Annotated in this window: 14 protein-coding genes; 3 read left to right on the forward strand and 11 right to left on the reverse strand. The window is 65.6% G+C overall.

What is annotated here, in order from left to right; all coding sequences use genetic code 11:
* Window positions 1-24: 24 nt before the first annotated feature.
* Window positions 25-1,557, reverse strand: a complete 1,533-nt coding sequence (gene atpA / locus QX041_RS31365; protein ID WP_315715935.1) for a F0F1 ATP synthase subunit alpha — start codon at window positions 1,555-1,557, stop codon at window positions 25-27.
* Window positions 1,557-2,117, reverse strand: coding sequence for a F0F1 ATP synthase subunit delta (locus QX041_RS31370; RefSeq protein ID WP_315715934.1), 561 nt, complete (start codon window positions 2,115-2,117; stop codon window positions 1,557-1,559). Before QX041_RS31370 ends, atpA begins: the two co-directional genes overlap by 1 nt.
* A 649-nt stretch (window positions 2,118-2,766) precedes the next feature.
* On the opposite strand from QX041_RS31370, the gene QX041_RS31375 reads away from it, so the two are divergent.
* On the forward strand, window positions 2,767-3,315 hold the full coding sequence (locus QX041_RS31375) for a septal ring lytic transglycosylase RlpA family protein (protein WP_315715933.1): 549 nt from the start codon (window positions 2,767-2,769) through the stop codon (window positions 3,313-3,315).
* 112 nt (window positions 3,316-3,427) lie between these two features.
* Here the strand turns inward: QX041_RS31375 and QX041_RS31380 are convergent, their stop codons facing one another.
* Window positions 3,428-5,638 (reverse strand): primosomal protein N', encoded by a 2,211-nt coding sequence (locus QX041_RS31380; protein ID WP_316167763.1) that lies wholly within the window; start codon window positions 5,636-5,638, stop codon window positions 3,428-3,430.
* A gap of 316 nt (window positions 5,639-5,954) precedes the next feature.
* On the opposite strand from QX041_RS31380, the gene QX041_RS31385 reads away from it, so the two are divergent.
* Window positions 5,955-6,857: a tyrosine recombinase XerC gene (locus QX041_RS31385; protein WP_316167816.1), complete on the forward strand. Its 903-nt coding sequence runs from the start codon at window positions 5,955-5,957 to the stop codon at window positions 6,855-6,857.
* An 82-nt stretch (window positions 6,858-6,939) separates the two neighbouring features.
* Window positions 6,940-7,530 (forward strand): DUF4337 domain-containing protein, encoded by a 591-nt coding sequence (locus QX041_RS31390; RefSeq protein WP_315715931.1) that lies wholly within the window; start codon window positions 6,940-6,942, stop codon window positions 7,528-7,530.
* A 40-nt stretch (window positions 7,531-7,570) separates the two neighbouring features.
* Here QX041_RS31390 and QX041_RS31395 read toward each other — a convergent pair whose 3' ends face one another.
* From QX041_RS31395 to mdh, 8 genes are all read right to left on the reverse strand, one after another.
* Window positions 7,571-8,101, reverse strand: coding sequence for a hypothetical protein (locus tag QX041_RS31395; protein ID WP_315715930.1), 531 nt, complete (start codon window positions 8,099-8,101; stop codon window positions 7,571-7,573).
* Between the two features lie 129 nt (window positions 8,102-8,230).
* On the reverse strand, window positions 8,231-9,634 hold the full coding sequence (gene lpdA, locus QX041_RS31400) for a dihydrolipoyl dehydrogenase (protein WP_315715929.1): 1,404 nt from the start codon (window positions 9,632-9,634) through the stop codon (window positions 8,231-8,233).
* Window positions 9,635-9,679: 45 nt separating this feature from the next.
* Window positions 9,680-10,426, reverse strand: a complete 747-nt coding sequence (locus QX041_RS31405) for an SDR family oxidoreductase (protein ID WP_315715928.1) — start codon at window positions 10,424-10,426, stop codon at window positions 9,680-9,682.
* 68 nt (window positions 10,427-10,494) lie between these two features.
* Window positions 10,495-11,730 (reverse strand): 2-oxoglutarate dehydrogenase complex dihydrolipoyllysine-residue succinyltransferase, encoded by a 1,236-nt coding sequence (gene odhB / locus QX041_RS31410; protein ID WP_316167764.1) that lies wholly within the window; start codon window positions 11,728-11,730, stop codon window positions 10,495-10,497.
* Window positions 11,731-11,867: 137 nt separating this feature from the next.
* A complete protein-coding gene (locus QX041_RS31415; protein ID WP_316167765.1) occupies window positions 11,868-14,825 on the reverse strand; it encodes a 2-oxoglutarate dehydrogenase E1 component in 2,958 nt (985 codons plus the stop codon).
* Window positions 14,826-14,964: 139 nt separating this feature from the next.
* A complete protein-coding gene (sucD, locus tag QX041_RS31420; RefSeq protein WP_172184319.1) occupies window positions 14,965-15,849 on the reverse strand; it encodes a succinate--CoA ligase subunit alpha in 885 nt (294 codons plus the stop codon).
* Between the two features lie 55 nt (window positions 15,850-15,904).
* Complete coding sequence (gene sucC / locus QX041_RS31425; protein WP_315715925.1) at window positions 15,905-17,101, reverse strand: ADP-forming succinate--CoA ligase subunit beta; 1,197 nt, start codon at window positions 17,099-17,101, stop codon at window positions 15,905-15,907.
* A gap of 127 nt (window positions 17,102-17,228) precedes the next feature.
* Complete coding sequence (gene mdh, locus QX041_RS31430) at window positions 17,229-18,197, reverse strand: malate dehydrogenase (RefSeq protein WP_009031546.1); 969 nt, start codon at window positions 18,195-18,197, stop codon at window positions 17,229-17,231.
* Between the last annotated feature and the right edge of the window lie 163 nt (window positions 18,198-18,360).

The raw sequence follows: 18,360 nt of genomic DNA on the forward strand, positions 1-18,360 counted from the left end.
CCGGAGCCGGCCACGACCTCGCGATCAGGCGAAGGTCTTGGCGAAGCCCTCGACGACCGCCTTCAGCTTGGCGGCGCTGTCGTCGGACAGATCCTTGCTGTCGCGGATCGCGTTGAGCAGGTCGGCATTCTTGCCGCGCAGCAGCGACAGCAGGCCGTCCTCGAAGGCGCGCACCTTGTTGAGCGGCAGCGGATCGAGATAGCCGTTGGTGCCGGCCCAGATCACGCAGACCTGCTCTTCCATCTTCAGCGGCGAGAACTGCGGCTGCTTCAGGAGCTCGGTCAGGCGCGCGCCGCGGTTGAGCAGGCGCTGGGTCGAGGCGTCCAAGTCGGAGCCGAACTGCGCGAAGGCCGCCATCTCGCGGTACTGCGCCAGCTCGCCCTTGATCTTGCCGGCGACCTTCTTCATCGCCTTGGTCTGGGCCGAGGAGCCGACGCGCGACACCGACAGACCGACGTTCACGGCGGGACGGATGCCCTGGAAGAACAGATCGGTCTCCAGGAAGATCTGGCCGTCGGTGATCGAAATGACGTTGGTCGGAATGTAGGCCGACACGTCGTTGGCCTGGGTCTCGATGACGGGCAACGCGGTCAGCGACCCCAGACCATGGTCCTTGCTGAGCTTGGCGGCGCGCTCGAGCAGGCGGGAGTGCAGATAGAACACGTCGCCCGGATAGGCCTCGCGGCCCGGCGGACGGCGCAGCAGCAGCGACATCTGGCGATAGGCGACGGCCTGCTTCGACAGATCGTCATAGATGATGACGGCGTGCATGCCGTTGTCGCGGAAGTACTCGCCCATGGTGCAGCCGGTGAACGGGGCCAGATATTGCATCGGGGCCGGATCGGACGCGGTGGCGGCGATGACGATCGAATACTCCAGCGCGCCCTGCTCTTCGAGCACCTTCACGAACTGAGCGACGGTGGAGCGCTTCTGGCCGATCGCGACATAGACGCAGTACAGCTTCTGGCTCTCGGGAGCGCCAGCGACGTTCAGCGGCTTCTGGTTCAAGATGGTGTCGAGCGCGATCGCGGTCTTGCCGGTCTGACGGTCACCGATGATCAGCTCGCGCTGACCACGGCCGACCGGGATCAGGGCGTCGATCGCCTTGAGGCCGGTCGACATCGGCTCGTTCACCGACTTGCGCGGAATGATGCCGGGGGCCTTGACGTCGACGCGCTTGCGCTCGGTGGCCTGGATCGGGCCCTTGCCGTCGATCGGATTGCCGAGCGCGTCAACGACGCGGCCGAGCAGACCCTTGCCGACCGGAGCGTCGACGATGGCGCGGGTGCGCTTGACGGTCTGACCTTCCTTGATCTCGCGGTCGGCGCCGAAGATGACGACGCCGACATTGTCGGTCTCGAGGTTCAGCGCCATGCCGCGGGTGCCGTTCTCGAACTCGACCATCTCGCCGGCCTGGACGTTGTCGAGACCGTAGACGCGGGCGATACCGTCACCGACGGACAGCACCTGTCCGACTTCGGTGACTTCGGCTTCCTGCCCGAAATTCTTGATCTGGTCCTTGAGGATCGCGGAAATTTCCGCGGCGCGGATGTCCATCAGCCTGCCTCTTTCATCGCGTGCTTGATCGAGTTGAGTTTGGTGCGAAGCGAACTATCGATCATGCGGCTGCCGAGCTTGACGACGAGCCCGCCGATAATCGCTGGATCGACTTTCACGTTGAGCGCGACGTCCTTGCCGGTCACCGTCTTCAGTGAGGCCTTCAAGGCGTCGAGATTCTTGTCGGAGAGCGGCTCGGCGACGACGACGTCGGCCGTGGCCTCTCCCTTGTATTTGGCGACCAGCGCGTTGAAGGCGCGGATCACGTCGGTCACCGCGAACAGGCGGCGGTTGGCGGTCAGCACGCGCAGCACGTTGGCGGCGACACCGGCGATGCCGGCCTTGTCCAGCACGGCATTCAGCGCCTTGAGCTGCACGTCCGCACCGAACACCGGACTGCGGACGAGGCGCTTGAGATCGGCGCTCTCATCGAGGAGGGCATTGAACCTGTCGAGATCGGCCTTGACCGCATCGACGGACTTTTCGTCACGGGCCAGTTCAAACAGGGCCGTCGCGTAACGACCGGACACACCGGATACGGAGGGATCTTCAGCAGCCACAGACGTGCTCTTTTTATATGCGCCCAACCCACAAGAGGGACACCGGCGCGCCGCTGCGGCGCAAACCAGCTAAGCCCTTGGAATTCAAGCAGGACTTTGATTTTCGATCGCCGCGAGAGCAGCTTGATCACGAAAAGCGGCGCTTTGCTAACATAGCGTACGCGCAGCCGCAACAAGCGGCGGCCCGCTATTCGGCACCTTGTTGCCGCGCCGCGGTCGGAGCCTACACGCGGTCCAACGGACTCGCTGATGGCCGCCCGCGCGCGCCCCGCCCCCGATACCAGTCACTCAGCGCAAGGTTCCAGCTGTTGCTGCATGGCCGCCATGCTGGTTTGGCCTTGACTCCCGTCGGCGGTGCCCGGCGGCCGCCGACCAGCCCGCACCGACATTACTTGCTGACATCTTGGCATCCTAAGTGAGAACTTAACTCAACAGTATTTTGAAGTATTTGATCGTTAATCAAGCGTTAACGCGGTGGATTACGGAATTTTCCGTGATGAGTAGACCGCGATGCAAGATGTTTCGATCAGAGCGGAACAATTTCTACTGCCCCATTCACGCCTCATTGCCCCACCAAACGGCGCGCGCCTCAACACCTGACGGGGGTCCACTGGCCGCAGAACGCGGCAATACTGTTCGAGGGACATAGATGCTGAAACTGAAGAACCTCTCGGCTGGCAAGATCGCCGGCTCGCGCACCGCGCTCGCTGTTGCCGTGACGCTGATCGTCGGCGGCAGCGCCACCGAAGCCTCGGCCCGGTCCAGGCACCACCATCACCACGCTCGCCACCACCATCATCACATGGCGCGCCATGCTGCTCAGCCCGCGGCCGACTCGTTTTCGAACGGATGGTCGTCCAACGGCTCCTCGTGGATGAACTCCAACGCAGCGGTCACGCCGTCGTCCGGCACCGGCCGCACTTTCTCCGGCATGGCGTCGTACTACGGCAACGAGTCCGGCAGCCGCACCGCCTCCGGCCAGCGCATGAACGCCAACGCGATGACCTGCGCTCACCGCTCGCTGCCGTTCGGCACCAAGCTGCGCGTGACCCATGGCGGCAACAGCGTCATCGTCACCGTCAACGACCGCGGCCCGTTCATCCGCGGCCGGGTGCTCGACCTGTCGACCGGCGCCGCCCGCGCCATCGGCCTGACCCGCGCCGGCGTCGGCCGCGTCACCGCCGAGGTCGTGTCGTAAGATACCCGATCTTTCCGCGCGTCATTGCGAGGAGCGAAGCGACGAAGCAATCCAGAGTCCCAACCCGGCCCTGGATTGCTTCGCTGCGCTCGCAATGACGGTGGAGAGAGCGCTACAAGAAGCTCTGCGGGTCGACGTCGACCTCGAGCTTGAGATTGCCCTTGGGCTTCTCGGCATGCGCCAGCCAGTGGCGCAGATAATCCGACAGGTCGAAATTGCGCGCCGACTTGAGCAGCAGCCGGAAGCGGTAGCGGCCCTTGATCACCGCGAGCGGCGCCTCGGCCGGGCCGAGCAGCAGCACGCCCTCCTCACGCGGCGCTGACGCGACCAGCCGGCGGGCGAAGCCTTCGGCAGTAGGCCGATCCCCCGCCGAGATGATCAGGCTCGCCAGCCTGCCGAACGGCGGATAGCCGGTGCGCTCGCGCGCGTCGATCTCGCTGGTGTAGAACGCCTCGCGGTCGCAGGCGACCAGCGCCTTCATGACGGGGTGCTCGGGCTGGTGGGTCTGCAGATAGCCGCGACCCCGCCCCTGCTCGCGGCCGGCGCGGCCGATCACCTGGTTCAAGAGCTGCCAGGTGCGCTCGGCGGCGCGCGGATCGCCATTGCCGAGGCCGAGATCGGCATCGACCACCCCGACCAGATTGAGCCGCGGAAAGTTGTGGCCCTTGGCGACGAGCTGGGTGCCGATGATGAGGTCGACGCGGCCTTCGGCGATCTCGGTCAGCTCGGCGCGCATGGTTTCGATCGAGGTGATCAGGTCGCTCGACAGCACCATGCTGCGCGCCTCAGGAAACAGCGCCGCCGCCTCCTCCTGCAGCCGCTCCACGCCGGGCCCCACCGCGACCAGCGATTCCTCGGCCGCGCAATGCGGGCAGGTCGGCGGACGCGGCATCGAGAACCCGCAATGGTGACAGACGAGGCGCTGGCGAAAGCGGTGATCGACCAGCCACGCGTCGCAGATGGTGCAGGCGAAGCGATGGCCGCAGGCGCGGCACAGGGTCAGCGGCGCATAGCCGCGGCGGTTCAGGAACAGCAGCGCCTGCTCGCCGCGCTCGATCGCGGTGCGGATCTCACCCGCCAGCCGCGGCGAGATGTAGCGGCCGCGCGGCGGCGGCTCGCGCCGGAGATCAATGGCCTCGATATGCGGCATGTGCTGGCCGCCGAACCGCGACGGCAGCGCGACGCGCTGATAGCGGCCCTTGCGGGCATTGACCTCGGTCTCGACCGAGGGGGTGGCCGAGGCCAGCACCACCGGAAATTTGGCGATGTGGCCGCGCACCACCGCCATGTCGCGGGCGTGGTAATGCGCGCCCTCGTCCTGCTTGTAGGCCTGATCGTGCTCCTCATCGACGACGATCAGGCCGAGATCGGCATAGGGCAGGAACAGCGCCGAGCGGGCGCCGACCACGACCGGCGCCTCGCCGGCGGCGATCGCCGCCCAGTTGCGCTGGCGCGTGCGCGGGGTCAGCTCGGAATGCCATTCCAGCGGCCGCACGCCGAAGCGGCGCGAGAAGCGGTCGAGGAACTGGCCGGTGAGCGAAATCTCAGGCATCAGGATCAGCGACTGCCGGCCGCGGCGGACGGTCTCGGCGACCGCCTCGAAATAGACTTCGGTCTTGCCGGAGCCGGTGACGCCGTCGAGCAGCGCGACCTGGAAGCCGCCATCGGCGGCCAGCGCCCGCATCGCCGCGACGCCGGCCAGCTGCGCGTCGAAGAACTCGGGCTGCGCGAACGACGGATCGGGCGCCGGCGGCGGCAGCGCACGCGGCATCGCCTCGACCGTGAGGGTCCCCTCGTCGACCAGGCCGTCGATCACGCTGCTGGAGACGCCGATCTCGCGGACGAGGTCGGACTTTCCATGCAGCAGACCGTCGGACACCGCCTCGATCACCCGCCGCCGCGCCGGCGTCAGCCGCTTGGGCGGCTCGCCGACCAGGCGGACGCCGAGCCGGACACGCTCCGGGCCGAGATGCTCGCCCATGCGCAGGCACATCCGCAGCACCATGCCGCGCGGCGACAACGTGTAATTGGCGACCCAGTCGACCAGCGAGCGCAGCTCCGGCTTGAGGGACGGCACCTCGAGCTTCTCGCTGACGTCCTTGAGCCGGTTGTGCAGCCGCGGATCCGGATTGGCATTCTCCGCCCACACCACCGCCAGTACCTCGCGCGGCCCGAGCGGCACGCCGACGATATCGCCCGGCTTCAGATCCATGCCGCGCGGCACGCGGTAGGAATAGGTGTGGTCGAGCGCGACCGGAACCAGCACGTCGACCACGCCGGTCGTGCTGGCTGCACCTGGAAAGAGGTCGGTCGCGCGGTCCATGAGGGCGGAGATAGCCTTGCTCTGGCTGAAGCGAAAGCCGCCCGGCAAAGTTAGCGAACGGTAAAGGACGACAGTGCGATATACATGACTCGACGAGATGAGATCGAGCTGTTCCCGCGAGCGCCATTGCACTCCCTCTTCCCGCTCTTGCGGGGAGAGGCGCAAACCGAGTTCGCGGCGATCGACAACGCTTCACAGCGACCCATCCGTGGGCACGGACGCCATGGCAAAGCAAACAGAGCCGACTCACGCGGACACGGACGAAGAGTCTGAGGCCACCGCCCTCCTCGGCGCCGACGAGGGCGTCGTCCAGGCCATGATGCAGTGGCTGGCGCATCTGCGTAGCGAGCGCCGGCTATCTCCGAAGACCGTGGAGGCTTATGCCCGCGACCTCCGGCAGTGCCTGCAATTCCTCTGCATCCATTGGGGCGAGCCGGTGACGCTGGCGCGCTTCGCGGGGCTGGAGGCCGCCGACATCCGCGCTTTCATGGCGATGCGCCGCGCCGACGACATCGCCGGACGTTCCCTGATGCGAACCTTGGCGGGCCTGCGCTCGTTCGGGCGCTTTCTGGAGCGCGAGGGCAAGGGCAAGGTCGGCGCCCTCTCAGGAATCCGCGCGCCAAAGATCGCCAAGAGCCTGCCGAAGCCGCTGCCGATGGACGCCGCCAAGCGCCTCGCCGATGCCGACGAGCGCGCCGGCGAGACCCGCGAGACCTGGGTGCTGGCACGCGACGCCGCGGTGATGGCGCTGCTGTATGGCTCCGGCCTGCGCATCTCCGAGGCGCTCGGGCTGAAACGCCGCGAAGTGCCGCACCCCGGCGAAGGCGACGTGCTGGTCGTGACCGGCAAGGGCAACAAGACCCGGATGGTGCCGGTGCTGCAGAACGTGCTGCAGCTGATCGACGAGTATGCCAGGCTTTGCCCGTACCCGCTGCCTGCGGAGGGGCCGATGTTTCTCGGCGCCAAGGGCGGTCCGTTGAGCCCGCGCATCATCCAGCTCGCGATGGAGCGGCTGCGCGGCGCGCTGGGCCTGCCGGACAGCGCCACGCCGCACGCGCTGCGCCATTCCTTCGCGACGCACCTGTTGTCGCGCGGCGGCGATCTGCGCGCGATCCAGGAGCTGCTCGGCCACGCCTCGCTGTCGACGACGCAGATCTATACCGGCATCGATTCGGAGCGCCTGCTGCAGGTCTACGCGTCAGCGCATCCGCGACGGTGACATTTTTCGTTCATATCGTTTCGCTTGCGCTGTCCCCCCGGTTCCGGCAATCGTCTTGGCAGCTTGATCCGGAGGGGAACTGATGAGCGCACATGAGAGCATGGAGCATGCGGAGCATGCCGAGCATGCGTCCGGCGAAAACAAGAAGATCGCGCTGCTGATCGCCGTCATAGCCCTGTTCCTGGCCCTGTCCGAAACGCTCGGCAAGGGCGCGCAGACCGAATCGATCAGCAAGAACGTCGAGGCCTCGAATCTCTGGGCCTTCTTCCAGGCCAAGACCGTTCGCCGCACCGTGGTGCAGACCGCCGCCGAGCAGGGCAAACTGAGCTTGCCGGCGCTGCCAGACGAGGCGGCCAAGGCGGCGTTGCAGAAGCAGATCGACGATTGGCAGAAGAATGCCGCGCGCTATCGCTCCGAGCCCGAGACCGGCGAAGGCAGCGAGCAGTTGGCGGAGCGCGCCAAGCATGCCGAGCATGAGCGCGACGAGGCGACGGCGAAGTACCACCACTATGAGCTGGCGTCGGCTGCCTTCCAGATCGGCATCGTGCTGGCGTCGGCGACGATCATCACGGGAATGATCGTTCTGGCCTGGGCCTCCGGAGGGCTCGCGCTGATCGGTATTGCCATGACGCTGCTCGGCCTGTTCCAGCCGCATCTCTTGCATCTGCACTGAGGTCAGCGACAGCAACTGGCTTGCGACGTCGCGACCACCACTACCGCGCCTGCTGCACGCTCCTGCGGAAGCGCATGATCACGCGCAGCACGCGCGATGACCAGCCATCGGCATTGCCGTGGATGATCTCGCGGATGCGCTGCTTGATAGGATCGACCAGCGCCGCGGCTTTCCTGCGCAGCGCGAGCACGGCCTCGTAGAGCCACGCGAACCAGGACATCTGCAGCAGCTTGCTGCGCGTCACATCGAAGATGAAGGCGGTGACGCCGACACCGACGATCTTGCCGAACACGATCGTGGCCAGCGCAAACTTCCACTGCTGGTGCATCAAAAGCCACATGCCGATCAGCTTGAGCGGAAACAGCAGCACGACCGGCACGACGAAGACGATCAGGGTCAGCGCCGGCGACAGGGTCTCGATGCGCGCGGCCAGCCAGTGCTTGAAGCTACGCAGCGGTATCGCGGCGACGATGCGCGCCACGATCGGCTCGAGATGGTCCCACAGCCAAGCTTCGATCAGGAAGATGATCGCAAGCAGAACCCAGAACGGCTGAAGCAGGCGGCGCAGCATCGGACTCCATCTCCGCCAGGCCTCGCGGGTTGAGGCCGCTATGACGATACGACCTCGCGCCTTGCCGTTCGGTTCAGCGTCAAAAGCGGGCGTTTTGTCGCACCCACCGAAGGCGCCTCCGGGCGTCCATCACATATGGATGGCCCGCTTACCCACCGCAAGCGCGGCTTCCTTCACGGCCTCCGACCGTGTCGGATGCGCGTGGCAGGTGCGCGCGAGATCCTCGGCAGAGCCACCGAACTCCATCAATACGGCGGCCTCGTGAATGATTTCCCCGGCCTCGCGGCCGATGATATGGGCGCCGAGCACGCGATCCGTCTTCGCATCGGCTAGGATCTTCACGAAACCGTCAGTGGTCTGGTTGACCTTGGAACGGCCATTCGCGGTAAACGGAAACTTCCCGACGGTATAGGCGACGCCGGCCTGCTTCAGCTCGTCCTCGGTCTTGCCGACGGAGGCCACTTCGGGCGTCGTGTAGACCACGCCTGGAATGACGTCGTAGTTCACGTGCCCGGCCTGGCCCGCGAGGATCTCGGCCACCGCGACGCCCTCGTCCTCCGCCTTGTGCGCGAGCATCGGCCCTGCAACGACGTCGCCGATGGCGTAGACGCCGGGCACGCTGGTCGCGAAATGATGGTCGATCTGGACGCGGCCGCGGTTGTCGAGCGCGACGCCCGCTTCCTGCAGCCCGAGTCCCTCGGTGTAGGGCACGCGGCCGATCGCCACGAGCACCACGTCGGCTTCGATCTTCTCGGCAGCGCCGCCGGCCGCCGGCTCGATCATGGCCGAGAGCGTCGTGCCAGAGGTGTCGACACCGGTCACCTTGGCACCGAGCTTGAACGCAAAGCCCTGCTTCTCGAGGATTCGTTGGAACTGCTTGGCGATCTCGCCATCCATGCCGGGCAGGATGCGATCGAGGAATTCGACCACGGTGACCTTGGCGCCGAGGCGGCGCCACACCGAGCCGAGTTCGAGCCCGATCACGCCGGCGCCGACCACCAAGAGCGTCGAAGGCACCTTGTCCAGCGACAGAGCTCCGGTCGAGGACACGATGCGCTTCTCATCGATCTCGATGCCCTTGAGCCGCGCGATGTCCGAGCCCGTCGCGATCACGATGTTCTTGGTCTCGACGGTCTGCACGGCGCCGTCATTGCCGGTGACCTGCAGCTTGCCGGTGCCGAGGATCTTGCCCTTGCCCACGAGCACGTCGATCTTGTTCTTCTTCATCAGGAACTCGACGCCCTTGACGTTGCCGTCAATGCCCTGCTGCTTGAAGTTCATCATCGCCGGCAGATCGATCTCGGGCTGGGGCACCTTGATGCCCATCTTGGCGAAGGAGTGCCCGGCTTCCTCGAACAGCTCCGAGGCGTGCAGCAGCGCCTTCGACGGCATGCAGCCGACATTGAGACAGGTGCCGCCGAGGGTGGCGTTCTTCTCGACCACGGCCACCTTCATGCCGAGCTGTGCTGCGCGGATGGCGCAAACATAACCACCGGGTCCGGTGCCGATGACGACGAGATCGTAGGATGCCATGATCGAATGTTCCGTAAGCTTGCAAGTCAGAGATAGCGACGGTCGTCAGCGTCCGCCCGACACGTCGAGAATGGCCGAAGTGACATAGGAAGCCTCGTCCGACAGCAGCCAGACGATGGCATTGGCGATTTCCTCCGCGGTGCCGACGCGCTTCATCGGCACCAGCGGGGCGAGACGATGGGCGCGATCGGGCTCGCCGCCGGAGGCGTGGATATCAGTGTCGATCAGCCCTGGGCGAATGGCGGCGACGCGGATGCCTTCATTGGCGACCTCATGACCGAGGCCGACGGTGAAGGAATCGATCGCGCCCTTCGACGCCGCATAATCGACGTAGGTATTCGGCGAGCCGAGCTTGGCGGCGACCGACGACAGGTTGATGATCACGCCGCCCTGTCCGCCATGCCGCGTCGACATGCGCTTCACCGCCTCACGTGCGCACAGGATGCTGCCGGTGACGTTGACCGCCATCAAACGCTCGATGCGCTCCGCGCTCATCTCGTCGACGCGCGTGGTCGGACCGACGATGCCGGCGTTGTTGATGAGCGCGCCGAGCGTGCCGAACTTGTCCGCCGCCTTGAACAGAGCGAGGATGTCGTGCTCGCGGCCGACGTCGCATTTGACTGCGATGGCCTTGCCGTTCTTGGCCTCGATCGCGGCCACCGTGCTCTGCGCGGCGGCCTCGTTGGAGGCGTAGCCGACCACGATCTTGAAGCCGCGCGATGCGGCGGCGATGGCGGTGGCGCGGCCGATGCCGCGGCTGCCGCCGGTGATCACTGCAACCCTGTCGGTCATGATGGCCCCCGTTAGGTCTGAGGCGCGCTCATGAAGCGCGCCTCATGTCTTCAAGTCGTCGCGTGCCCTCAGAGATCCAGCACGAGCCGTGCCGGATCCTCCAGGCTTTCCTTGACTCGCACCAGGAACGTCACGGCTTCCTTGCCGTCGATGACGCGGTGATCGTAGGACAGCGCCAGATACATCATCGGGCGGACTTCGATCTTGCCGCCGACCACCACCGGGCGCTCCTGGATCTTGTGCATGCCGAGGATGCCGGACTGCGGCGCGTTCAGGATCGGGGTCGACATCAGCGAGCCGTAGATGCCGCCATTGGTGATGGTGAAGGTGCCGCCCTGCATCTCGTCGATCTTGAGCTGGCCGTCACGGGCGCGGCGGCCGAAATCGGCGATGCCCTTCTCGATATCGGCGATCGACTTGTGGTCGCAGTCGCGCACGACGGGCACGACCAGGCCCTTGTCGGTGCCGACGGCGACGCCGATGTGATAGTAGTTCTTGTAGATCAGGTCGGTGCCGTCGATCTCGGCGTTGACCGCCGGGATGTCCTTGAGCGCCTGCACCACGGCCTTGGTGAAGAAGCCCATGAAGCCGAGCTTGGAGCCGTGCTTCTTCTCGAACACGTCCTTGTACTGGCTGCGCAGCGCCATGACGTTGGTCATGTCGACCTCGTTGAAGGTCGTCAGCATCGCCGCGGTGTTCTGCACGTCCTTGAGGCGGCGCGCGATGGTCTGGCGCAGCCGCGTCATCTTCACGCGCTCCTCGCGCGCGGCGTCGTCGGCCGGCGACGGCGCACGCACCTGGACCGAGGCGGCGGGCTGATTGACCGGGGTCGGCGCGGACGCTGCGCGCTCGATGGCGGCCAGCATGTCGCCCTTGGTGACGCGGCCGTCCTTGCCGGAGCCCGGAACGGTGGTCGCATCGACGCCGCTCTCGGCCGAGAGCTTGCGAACCGACGGCGCCTGCGGGGTATCGGCGGGCAGCGCCTTGGCCGGAGCGGGAGCCGCAGCCGGCGGCGGCGCGGCGGGCTTCGCGGGAGCGGGCGCAGCAGCGGCAGGCTTCGCAGCAGCCGCGCCATCATTGATCTGGCCGAGCAGCGCGCCGACGGCGACCGTCTCGCCGTCCTTGGCGATGATCTCGCCCAGGGTGCCAGCTGACGGCGCGGGCACCTCGATCGTCACCTTGTCGGTCTCGAGCTCGACGAGGGGCTCGTCGACCGCCACGGCGTCGCCTGCCTTCTTGAACCAGCGGCCGATGGTGGCTTCGGTGACGGATTCACCCAGCGTCGGAACGCGAATTTCAGTCATGGTCTTTATCCTCAATAACCCGTGCGGTCATAAAGCCGGTCCGCCATCGCCTTGCGGCGAGCAAGCGATGCGGGACGGACGATCAACGCGATGTACTTGCGCCCCGCCGATTGCGGGGCGCGTCAAAAAAGGCAGGTTCAGTTCAGGGCTTCGTCGAGCAGCGCCTTCAGCTGGGCGAGGTGCTTGGACATCAGCCCCGTGGCGGTCGCGGCCGACGCAGCACGGCCGGCATAGCGCGGACGCTTGCTCTTGCCGCCGGTCTGGTTCAGCACCCACTCGATATACGGCTCGATGAAGTGCCAGGCGCCCATGTTGCGCGGCTCTTCCTGACACCACACGACTTCCGCGTTCTTGAAGCGGCCGAGCTCGGCGACCAGCGCCTTGAGTGGCACCGGATAGAGCTGCTCGACGCGCATCAGGTAGACGTCGTTGAGCCCGCGCTTCTCGCGCTCGTCGTAGAGATCGTAATACACCTTGCCCGAGCACAGCACGATGCGGCGAATCTGCTCGTCCGGCACCAGCTTGGTCTTGTCGTCCGCCTGCATCTGGGCGTCATCGTACAGGATGCGATGGAACGTGGTGCCCTTGGCGAGCTCCTCGAGCCGCGACACCGCGCGCTTGTGGCGCAGCAGCGATTTCGGCGTCATCACGATCAGCGGCTTGCGGATCTCGCGATGCAGCTGCCGGCGCAGCACGTGGAAGTAGTTTGCCGGCGTGGTCGGATAGACCACCTGCATGTTGTCCTCGGCGCACATCTGCAGATAGCGCTCGAGGCGTGCCGAGGAATGCTCGGGGCCCTGGCCCTCATAGCCGTGCGGCAGCAGGCAGACCAAGCCGGACATGCGCAACCATTTGCGCTCGCCCGACGAGATGAACTGGTCGAACAACACCTGAGCGCCGTTGGCGAAGTCGCCGAACTGCGCCTCCCACAGGGTCAGCGCGGTCGGCTCTGCGAGCGAATAGCCGTATTCGAAGCCGAGCACGGCTTCTTCGGACAGCAGTGAGTTGATGACCTCGAAGTGGCCCTGCTCCGGCGCCAGATGGTTGAACGGCGTGTAGCGGCTCTCGTCCTCCTGGTCGATCAGGACCGAATGGCGCTGCGAGAAGGTGCCGCGCTCGCTGTCCTGGCCGGAGAGACGAACCTTGTGGCCTTCGAGCAGCAGCGAGCAGTACGCCAGCGCCTCGCCGGTCGCCCAGTCGAGCCCGATGCCGCTCTCGATCGCCTTGGCACGGTTCTCGAGGAAACGCTGGATCGTCCGATGCAGGCGGAAGCCGTCCGGTACCTTGGTGATCTTGCGGCCGATCTCCTTGAGGCGGTCGATCTCGACGCCGGTGACGCCGCGGCGCGCCTCCTCCTCCTGGTCGGCGGACTTGAAACCCGCCCACTTGCCGTCGAGCCAGTCGGCCTTGTTCGGACGATAGCTCGTGCCGGCCTCGAACTCGGCGTCGAGACGGGCGCGCCAGTCGGCCTTGGCCTTGTCGACCTCGCCCTCGGTCATCACGCCTTCGGCGACCAGCCGCTTGGAGTAGATCTCCAAGGTCGACGGATGGCCGGCGATCTTCTTGTACATCACCGGCTGGGTGAAAGCCGGCTCGTCACCTTCGTTGTGGCCATGCCTGCGGTAGCAGAACATGTCGATGACGACCGGCTTGTGGAACTTCTGCCGGAACTCGGTCGCGACCTTGGCCGCGAACACCACCGCTTCAGGATCGTCACCGTTCACGTGGAAGATCGGCGCATCGATCATCTTGGCGACGTCGGACGGATAGGGCGACGAGCGCGAATAGCGCGGATAGGTCGTGAAGCCGATCTGGTTGTTGACGATGAAATGAATCGAGCCACCGGTCCGGTAGCCTTTCAGATCCGACAGCGCGAAGCACTCCGCCACCACGCCCTGGCCGGCGAACGCAGCGTCGCCATGCATCAAGAGCGGCAGCACCGAGATGCGCATGTCGGGCGGATCGCCGTGCTGGTCCTGCTTGGCGCGGACCTTGCCGAGCACCACGGGGTCGACGATCTCGAGATGCGAGGGGTTGGCGGTCAGCGACAGGTGGATGCGATTGCCGTCGAACTCGCGGTCCGAGGAGGCGCCGAGGTGGTACTTGACGTCGCCGGAGCCTTCGACCGCGTCGGGATTGGCCGAGCCGCCCTTGAACTCGTGGAACAGCGCGCGATGCGGCTTGCCCATGACCTGGGTCAGCACGTTGAGGCGGCCGCGATGCGGCATGCCCAGCACGATCTCCTTCACGCCGAGATTGCCGCCGCGCTTGATGATCTGCTCCAGCGCCGGGATCAGCGACTCGCCGCCGTCGAGACCGAAGCGCTTGGTGCCGGTGAACTTGACGTCGCAGAACTTCTCGAAGCCTTCGGATTCGATCAGCTTCTGCAGAATCGCGCGACGGCCCTCACGGGTGAACGAGATCTCCTTGTCCGGCCCCTCGATGCGCTCCTGGATCCAGGCCTTCTGCGCCGCGTTCGTAATGTGCATGAACTCGACGCCAAGCGTCTGGCAATAGGTGCGCTCGCAGATCGCGACGATCTCGCGCAAGCTGCCGTATTCGAGGCCGAGCACGTGATCGAGGAAGATCTTGCGGTCGTAGTCGGCCTCGGTGAAACCGTAGGAGCGCGGGTCCAGCTCCTCGCGGTTGCGCGGCGCCTCGATGCCGAGCGGATCGAGCTTGGCGTGGAAGTGGCCGCGCATGCGGTAGGCGCGGATCAGCATCAACGCGCGGACGGAGTCGCGAGTGGCCTGGTTGACGTCGGCCGCCGACAATTCGACGCCCTTGGCCTGAGCCTTCTGCGCAATCTTCTCGCCGACCTTCTTCTCGACGACGGCCCAGTTGCCGTCCAGCGCCGAGGTCAATTCGTCCCGGGGGGAGACCGGCCAGTTGCTGCGCGCCCAGGAGGGGCCCGACGCATTCTTCTGCACGTCGGCCGGCGCATCCTTCAGGCTCTTGAAGAACTCCTGCCATTCCGGGTCGACCGAAGCGGGATCCTTCTCGTAGCGGGCGTAGATCTCATCGATGTAGGTGGCATTGGTGCCCTGCAGAAAAGACGACAGGGCGAAGGCGGCGTTCGCATCTTGGCGAGACATGGTGGCGTCCTGGTAATTTCGATGCGCCCAATCAAAACGGCGCAATGCCTGACCCGCGGGGGACGCGGATCAGGCTCGGGTTAGGACCGTTTACCTTATTTATTGTAAATATTCGCGCCGAAAAGCACTAAGTCCTGAATCAGGATTTCAACTTTTCGACAAGCGTCTTTCCGAGCCGCGCAGGCGACGGCGACACGGTAATACCAGCCGCTTCCATCGCGGCCGTCTTCGAGCCGGCATCGCCCTTGCCGCCGGAGATGATCGCGCCGGCATGACCCATGCGACGGCCGGGAGGCGCGGTGACGCCGGCGATGAATCCCACCATCGGTTTCTTGCGACCGCGCTTGGCTTCGTCCTTGATGAACTGCGCCGCGTCCTCCTCGGCCGAGCCACCGATCTCACCGATCATGATGATCGAGGTGGTCTTGGGGTCAGCCAGGAACATCTCGAGCATGTCGATGAACTCGGTGCCCTTGACCGGATCACCGCCGATGCCGACCGCCGTGGTCTGGCCGAGACCTTCCGAGGTGGTCTGGAACACCGCCTCGTAGGTCAGCGTGCCGGAGCGCGACACGATGCCGACCGAACCGGGCTTGAAGATGTTGGCCGGCATGATGCCGATCTTGCACTCGCCGGCGGTCATGACGCCCGGGCAGTTCGGCCCGATCAGGCGCGACTTGGAGCCCTGCAGCGAGCGCTTGACGCGGACCATGTCCAGCACCGGGATGCCCTCGGTGATGCACACGATCAGCGGGACCTCGGCGTCGATCGCCTCGCAGATCGCGTCGGCGGCGCCCGGCGGCGGGACGTAGATCACCGAGGCGTCGGCCCCGGTGGCCTCGCGGGCCTCCTTGACGGTGTCGAACACGGGCAGGCCGAGGTGGGTCGAGCCGCCTTTGCCCGGCGACGTGCCGCCGACCATCTTGGTGCCGTAGGCGATCGCCGCCTCGGAGTGGAAGGTGCCGTTCTTGCCAGTGAAGCCCTGGCAGATGACCTTGGTGTTCTTGTCGATGAGGATGGACATCGTGCTTTCTCTAAAAGCGTTGCGGTGAGGAATGAGCGAGCGCCTGGACCGGCGCTCAGCCTCCCTTGACGGCCTTGACGATCTTCTGCGCGGCGTCGTCGAGATTGTCGGCGGGCAACACGTTCAGACCGGACTCGCTGATGATCTTCTTGCCGAGATCGACATTGGTGCCTTCGAGGCGCACCACGAGCGGCACCTTCAGGCCGACTTCCTTGACCGCGGCGACGACGCCCTCGGCGATGACATCGCACTTCATGATGCCGCCGAAGATGTTGACCAGGATGCCCTTCACGTTCGGGTCGGCGGTGATGATCTTGAACGCCGCCGCGACCTTCTCCTTGCTGGCGCCGCCGCCGACGTCGAGGAAGTTGGCGGGCTCCATGCCGTAGAGCTTGATGATGTCCATCGTCGCCATGGCGAGGCCGGCGCCGTTGACCATGCAGCCGATGGTGCCGTCGAGCGCGACGTAGTTGAGGTCGTATTTGGAGGCCTCGATCTCCTTGGCGTCTTCCTCGGTCTCGTCACGCAGCGCGACGACTTCCGGGTGCTTGAACAGCGCGTTGGAGTCGAACGACACCTTGGCGTCGAGCACGCGCAGCTGGCCCTGCTTGGTGACGACCAGCGGGTTGATCTCGAGCATCGCCATGTCCTTGGCGACGAACGCATTGTAGAGTTGGGTGGTGAGCTTCTCGGCCTGCTTGGCGAGGTCGCCGGAGAGCTTCAGCGCCTTGGCGACGGCGCGGCCGTGATGGCCCATGACGCCGGTGGCCGGGTCGACCGAGAAGGTCACGATCTTCTCGGGGGTCTCGTGGGCGACGTCCTCGATGTTGACGCCGCCTTCGGTCGACACCACGAAGGCGACCCTCGAGGTCTCGCGGTCGACCAGCAGCGACAGATAGAACTCCTTGTCGATATCCGAGCCGTCCTCGATGTAGAGGCGATTGACCTGCTTGCCGTCGGGGCCGGTCTGCACGGTCACCAGCGTCGCGCCCAGCATCTGCTTGGCGAAAGTGTTGACCTCGTCGATCGACTTGGCGAGGCGGACGCCACCCTTGTCGCCGGCCGAGGCCTCCTTGAACTTGCCCTTGCCACGGCCACCGGCGTGGATCTGGCTCTTCACGACCCAGACCGGGCCACCGAGCGTCTTCGCCGCCGCATCCGCGTCCTCCGGACGGAGAACCGGCACGCCCTTGGAAATCGGCACGCCGAACTCGTGCAGCAGTGCCTTGGCCTGATATTCGTGAATGTTCATAAGCGCTTGCTCCCCGAACCCGCGATGGGGTGACGACCAGAATTGTTGTTAGGATGTCTGGTATACCATATACCAAACATCCTGCAACTCGATGTGGGCGAGATTACGCCCCGTGAATGACCCCTGATCAGCGGCCGAGCAGGTCGGGCGCGATCTTCTTGCAGGCGTCGACCAGGCCCTGCACGGCGGCGACCGACTTGTCGAACGCCTCGCGGTCCTTGCCGGCGAGCTCGATCTCGACGATGCGCTCGACACCCTTGGAGCCGATCACGACGGGCACGCCGACATACATGTCCTTGACGCCGAACTCGCCGTTGAGATGCGCCGCGCAGGGCAGCACGCGCTTCTTGTCGCGCAGATAGCTCTCGGCCATTGCGATCGCCGACGCCGCCGGAGCGTAGTAGGCGGAGCCGGTCTTCAGCAGGTTGACGATCTCGGCGCCGCCGTTGCGGGTGCGATCGACGATCTCGTCGATGCGGGCCTGCGACGTCCAGCCCATCTTGACGAGGTCGGGCAGCGGAATGCCGGCAACGGTCGAGTACTTGGTCAGCGGAACCATGGTGTCGCCATGACCGCCGAGCACGAAGGCGGTGACGTCCTCGACCGAGACGTTGAACTCATCAGCCAGAAAGTAGCGGAAACGCGCCGAGTCGAGCACGCCGGCCATGCCGACGACCTTCTTGGCCGGAAGCCCCGAGGCCTTCTGCAGCGCCCAGACCATCGCGTCGAGCGGATTGGTGATGCAGATGACGAAGGCGTCGGGCGCGTACTTCTTGATGCCGGCGCCGACCTGCTCCATCACCTTCAGGTTGATCGACAAGAGGTCGTCGCGGCTCATGCCCGGCTTGCGCGGTACGCCCGCCGTAACGATGCACACCTTGGCGTTGTCGAGCGCCTCATAGGAGTTGGCACCGGTGTAGTGCGCGTCGAAGCCGTCGACCGGCGATGACTGGGCGATGTCGAGCGCCTTGCCCTGCGGAACGCCTTCGGCAATGTCGAACATCACGACGTCGCCGAGCTCCTTGAGGCCGACGAGGTGAGCCAGCGTTCCGCCGATCTGACCGGAGCCAATCAAAGCAATCTTGTCGCGCGCCATGGCAAATTTTCCTTTGAACCCGAAGGAGTGAGGGAGGTTGAAAAGTCGACTGGTGGTTATCCCTTTCGCCCCGGCCGTTCAAGTCAAGCTATGGCCAATTGACGGGCCTGCCTTGATTTCGATCAGGACCGGGCGACGGCTGCTGATGATCCTTTCAGCATGA

This window comes from Bradyrhizobium sp. SZCCHNRI2009, assembly GCF_032485115.1.
Lineage (GTDB): Bacteria > Pseudomonadota > Alphaproteobacteria > Rhizobiales > Xanthobacteraceae > Bradyrhizobium.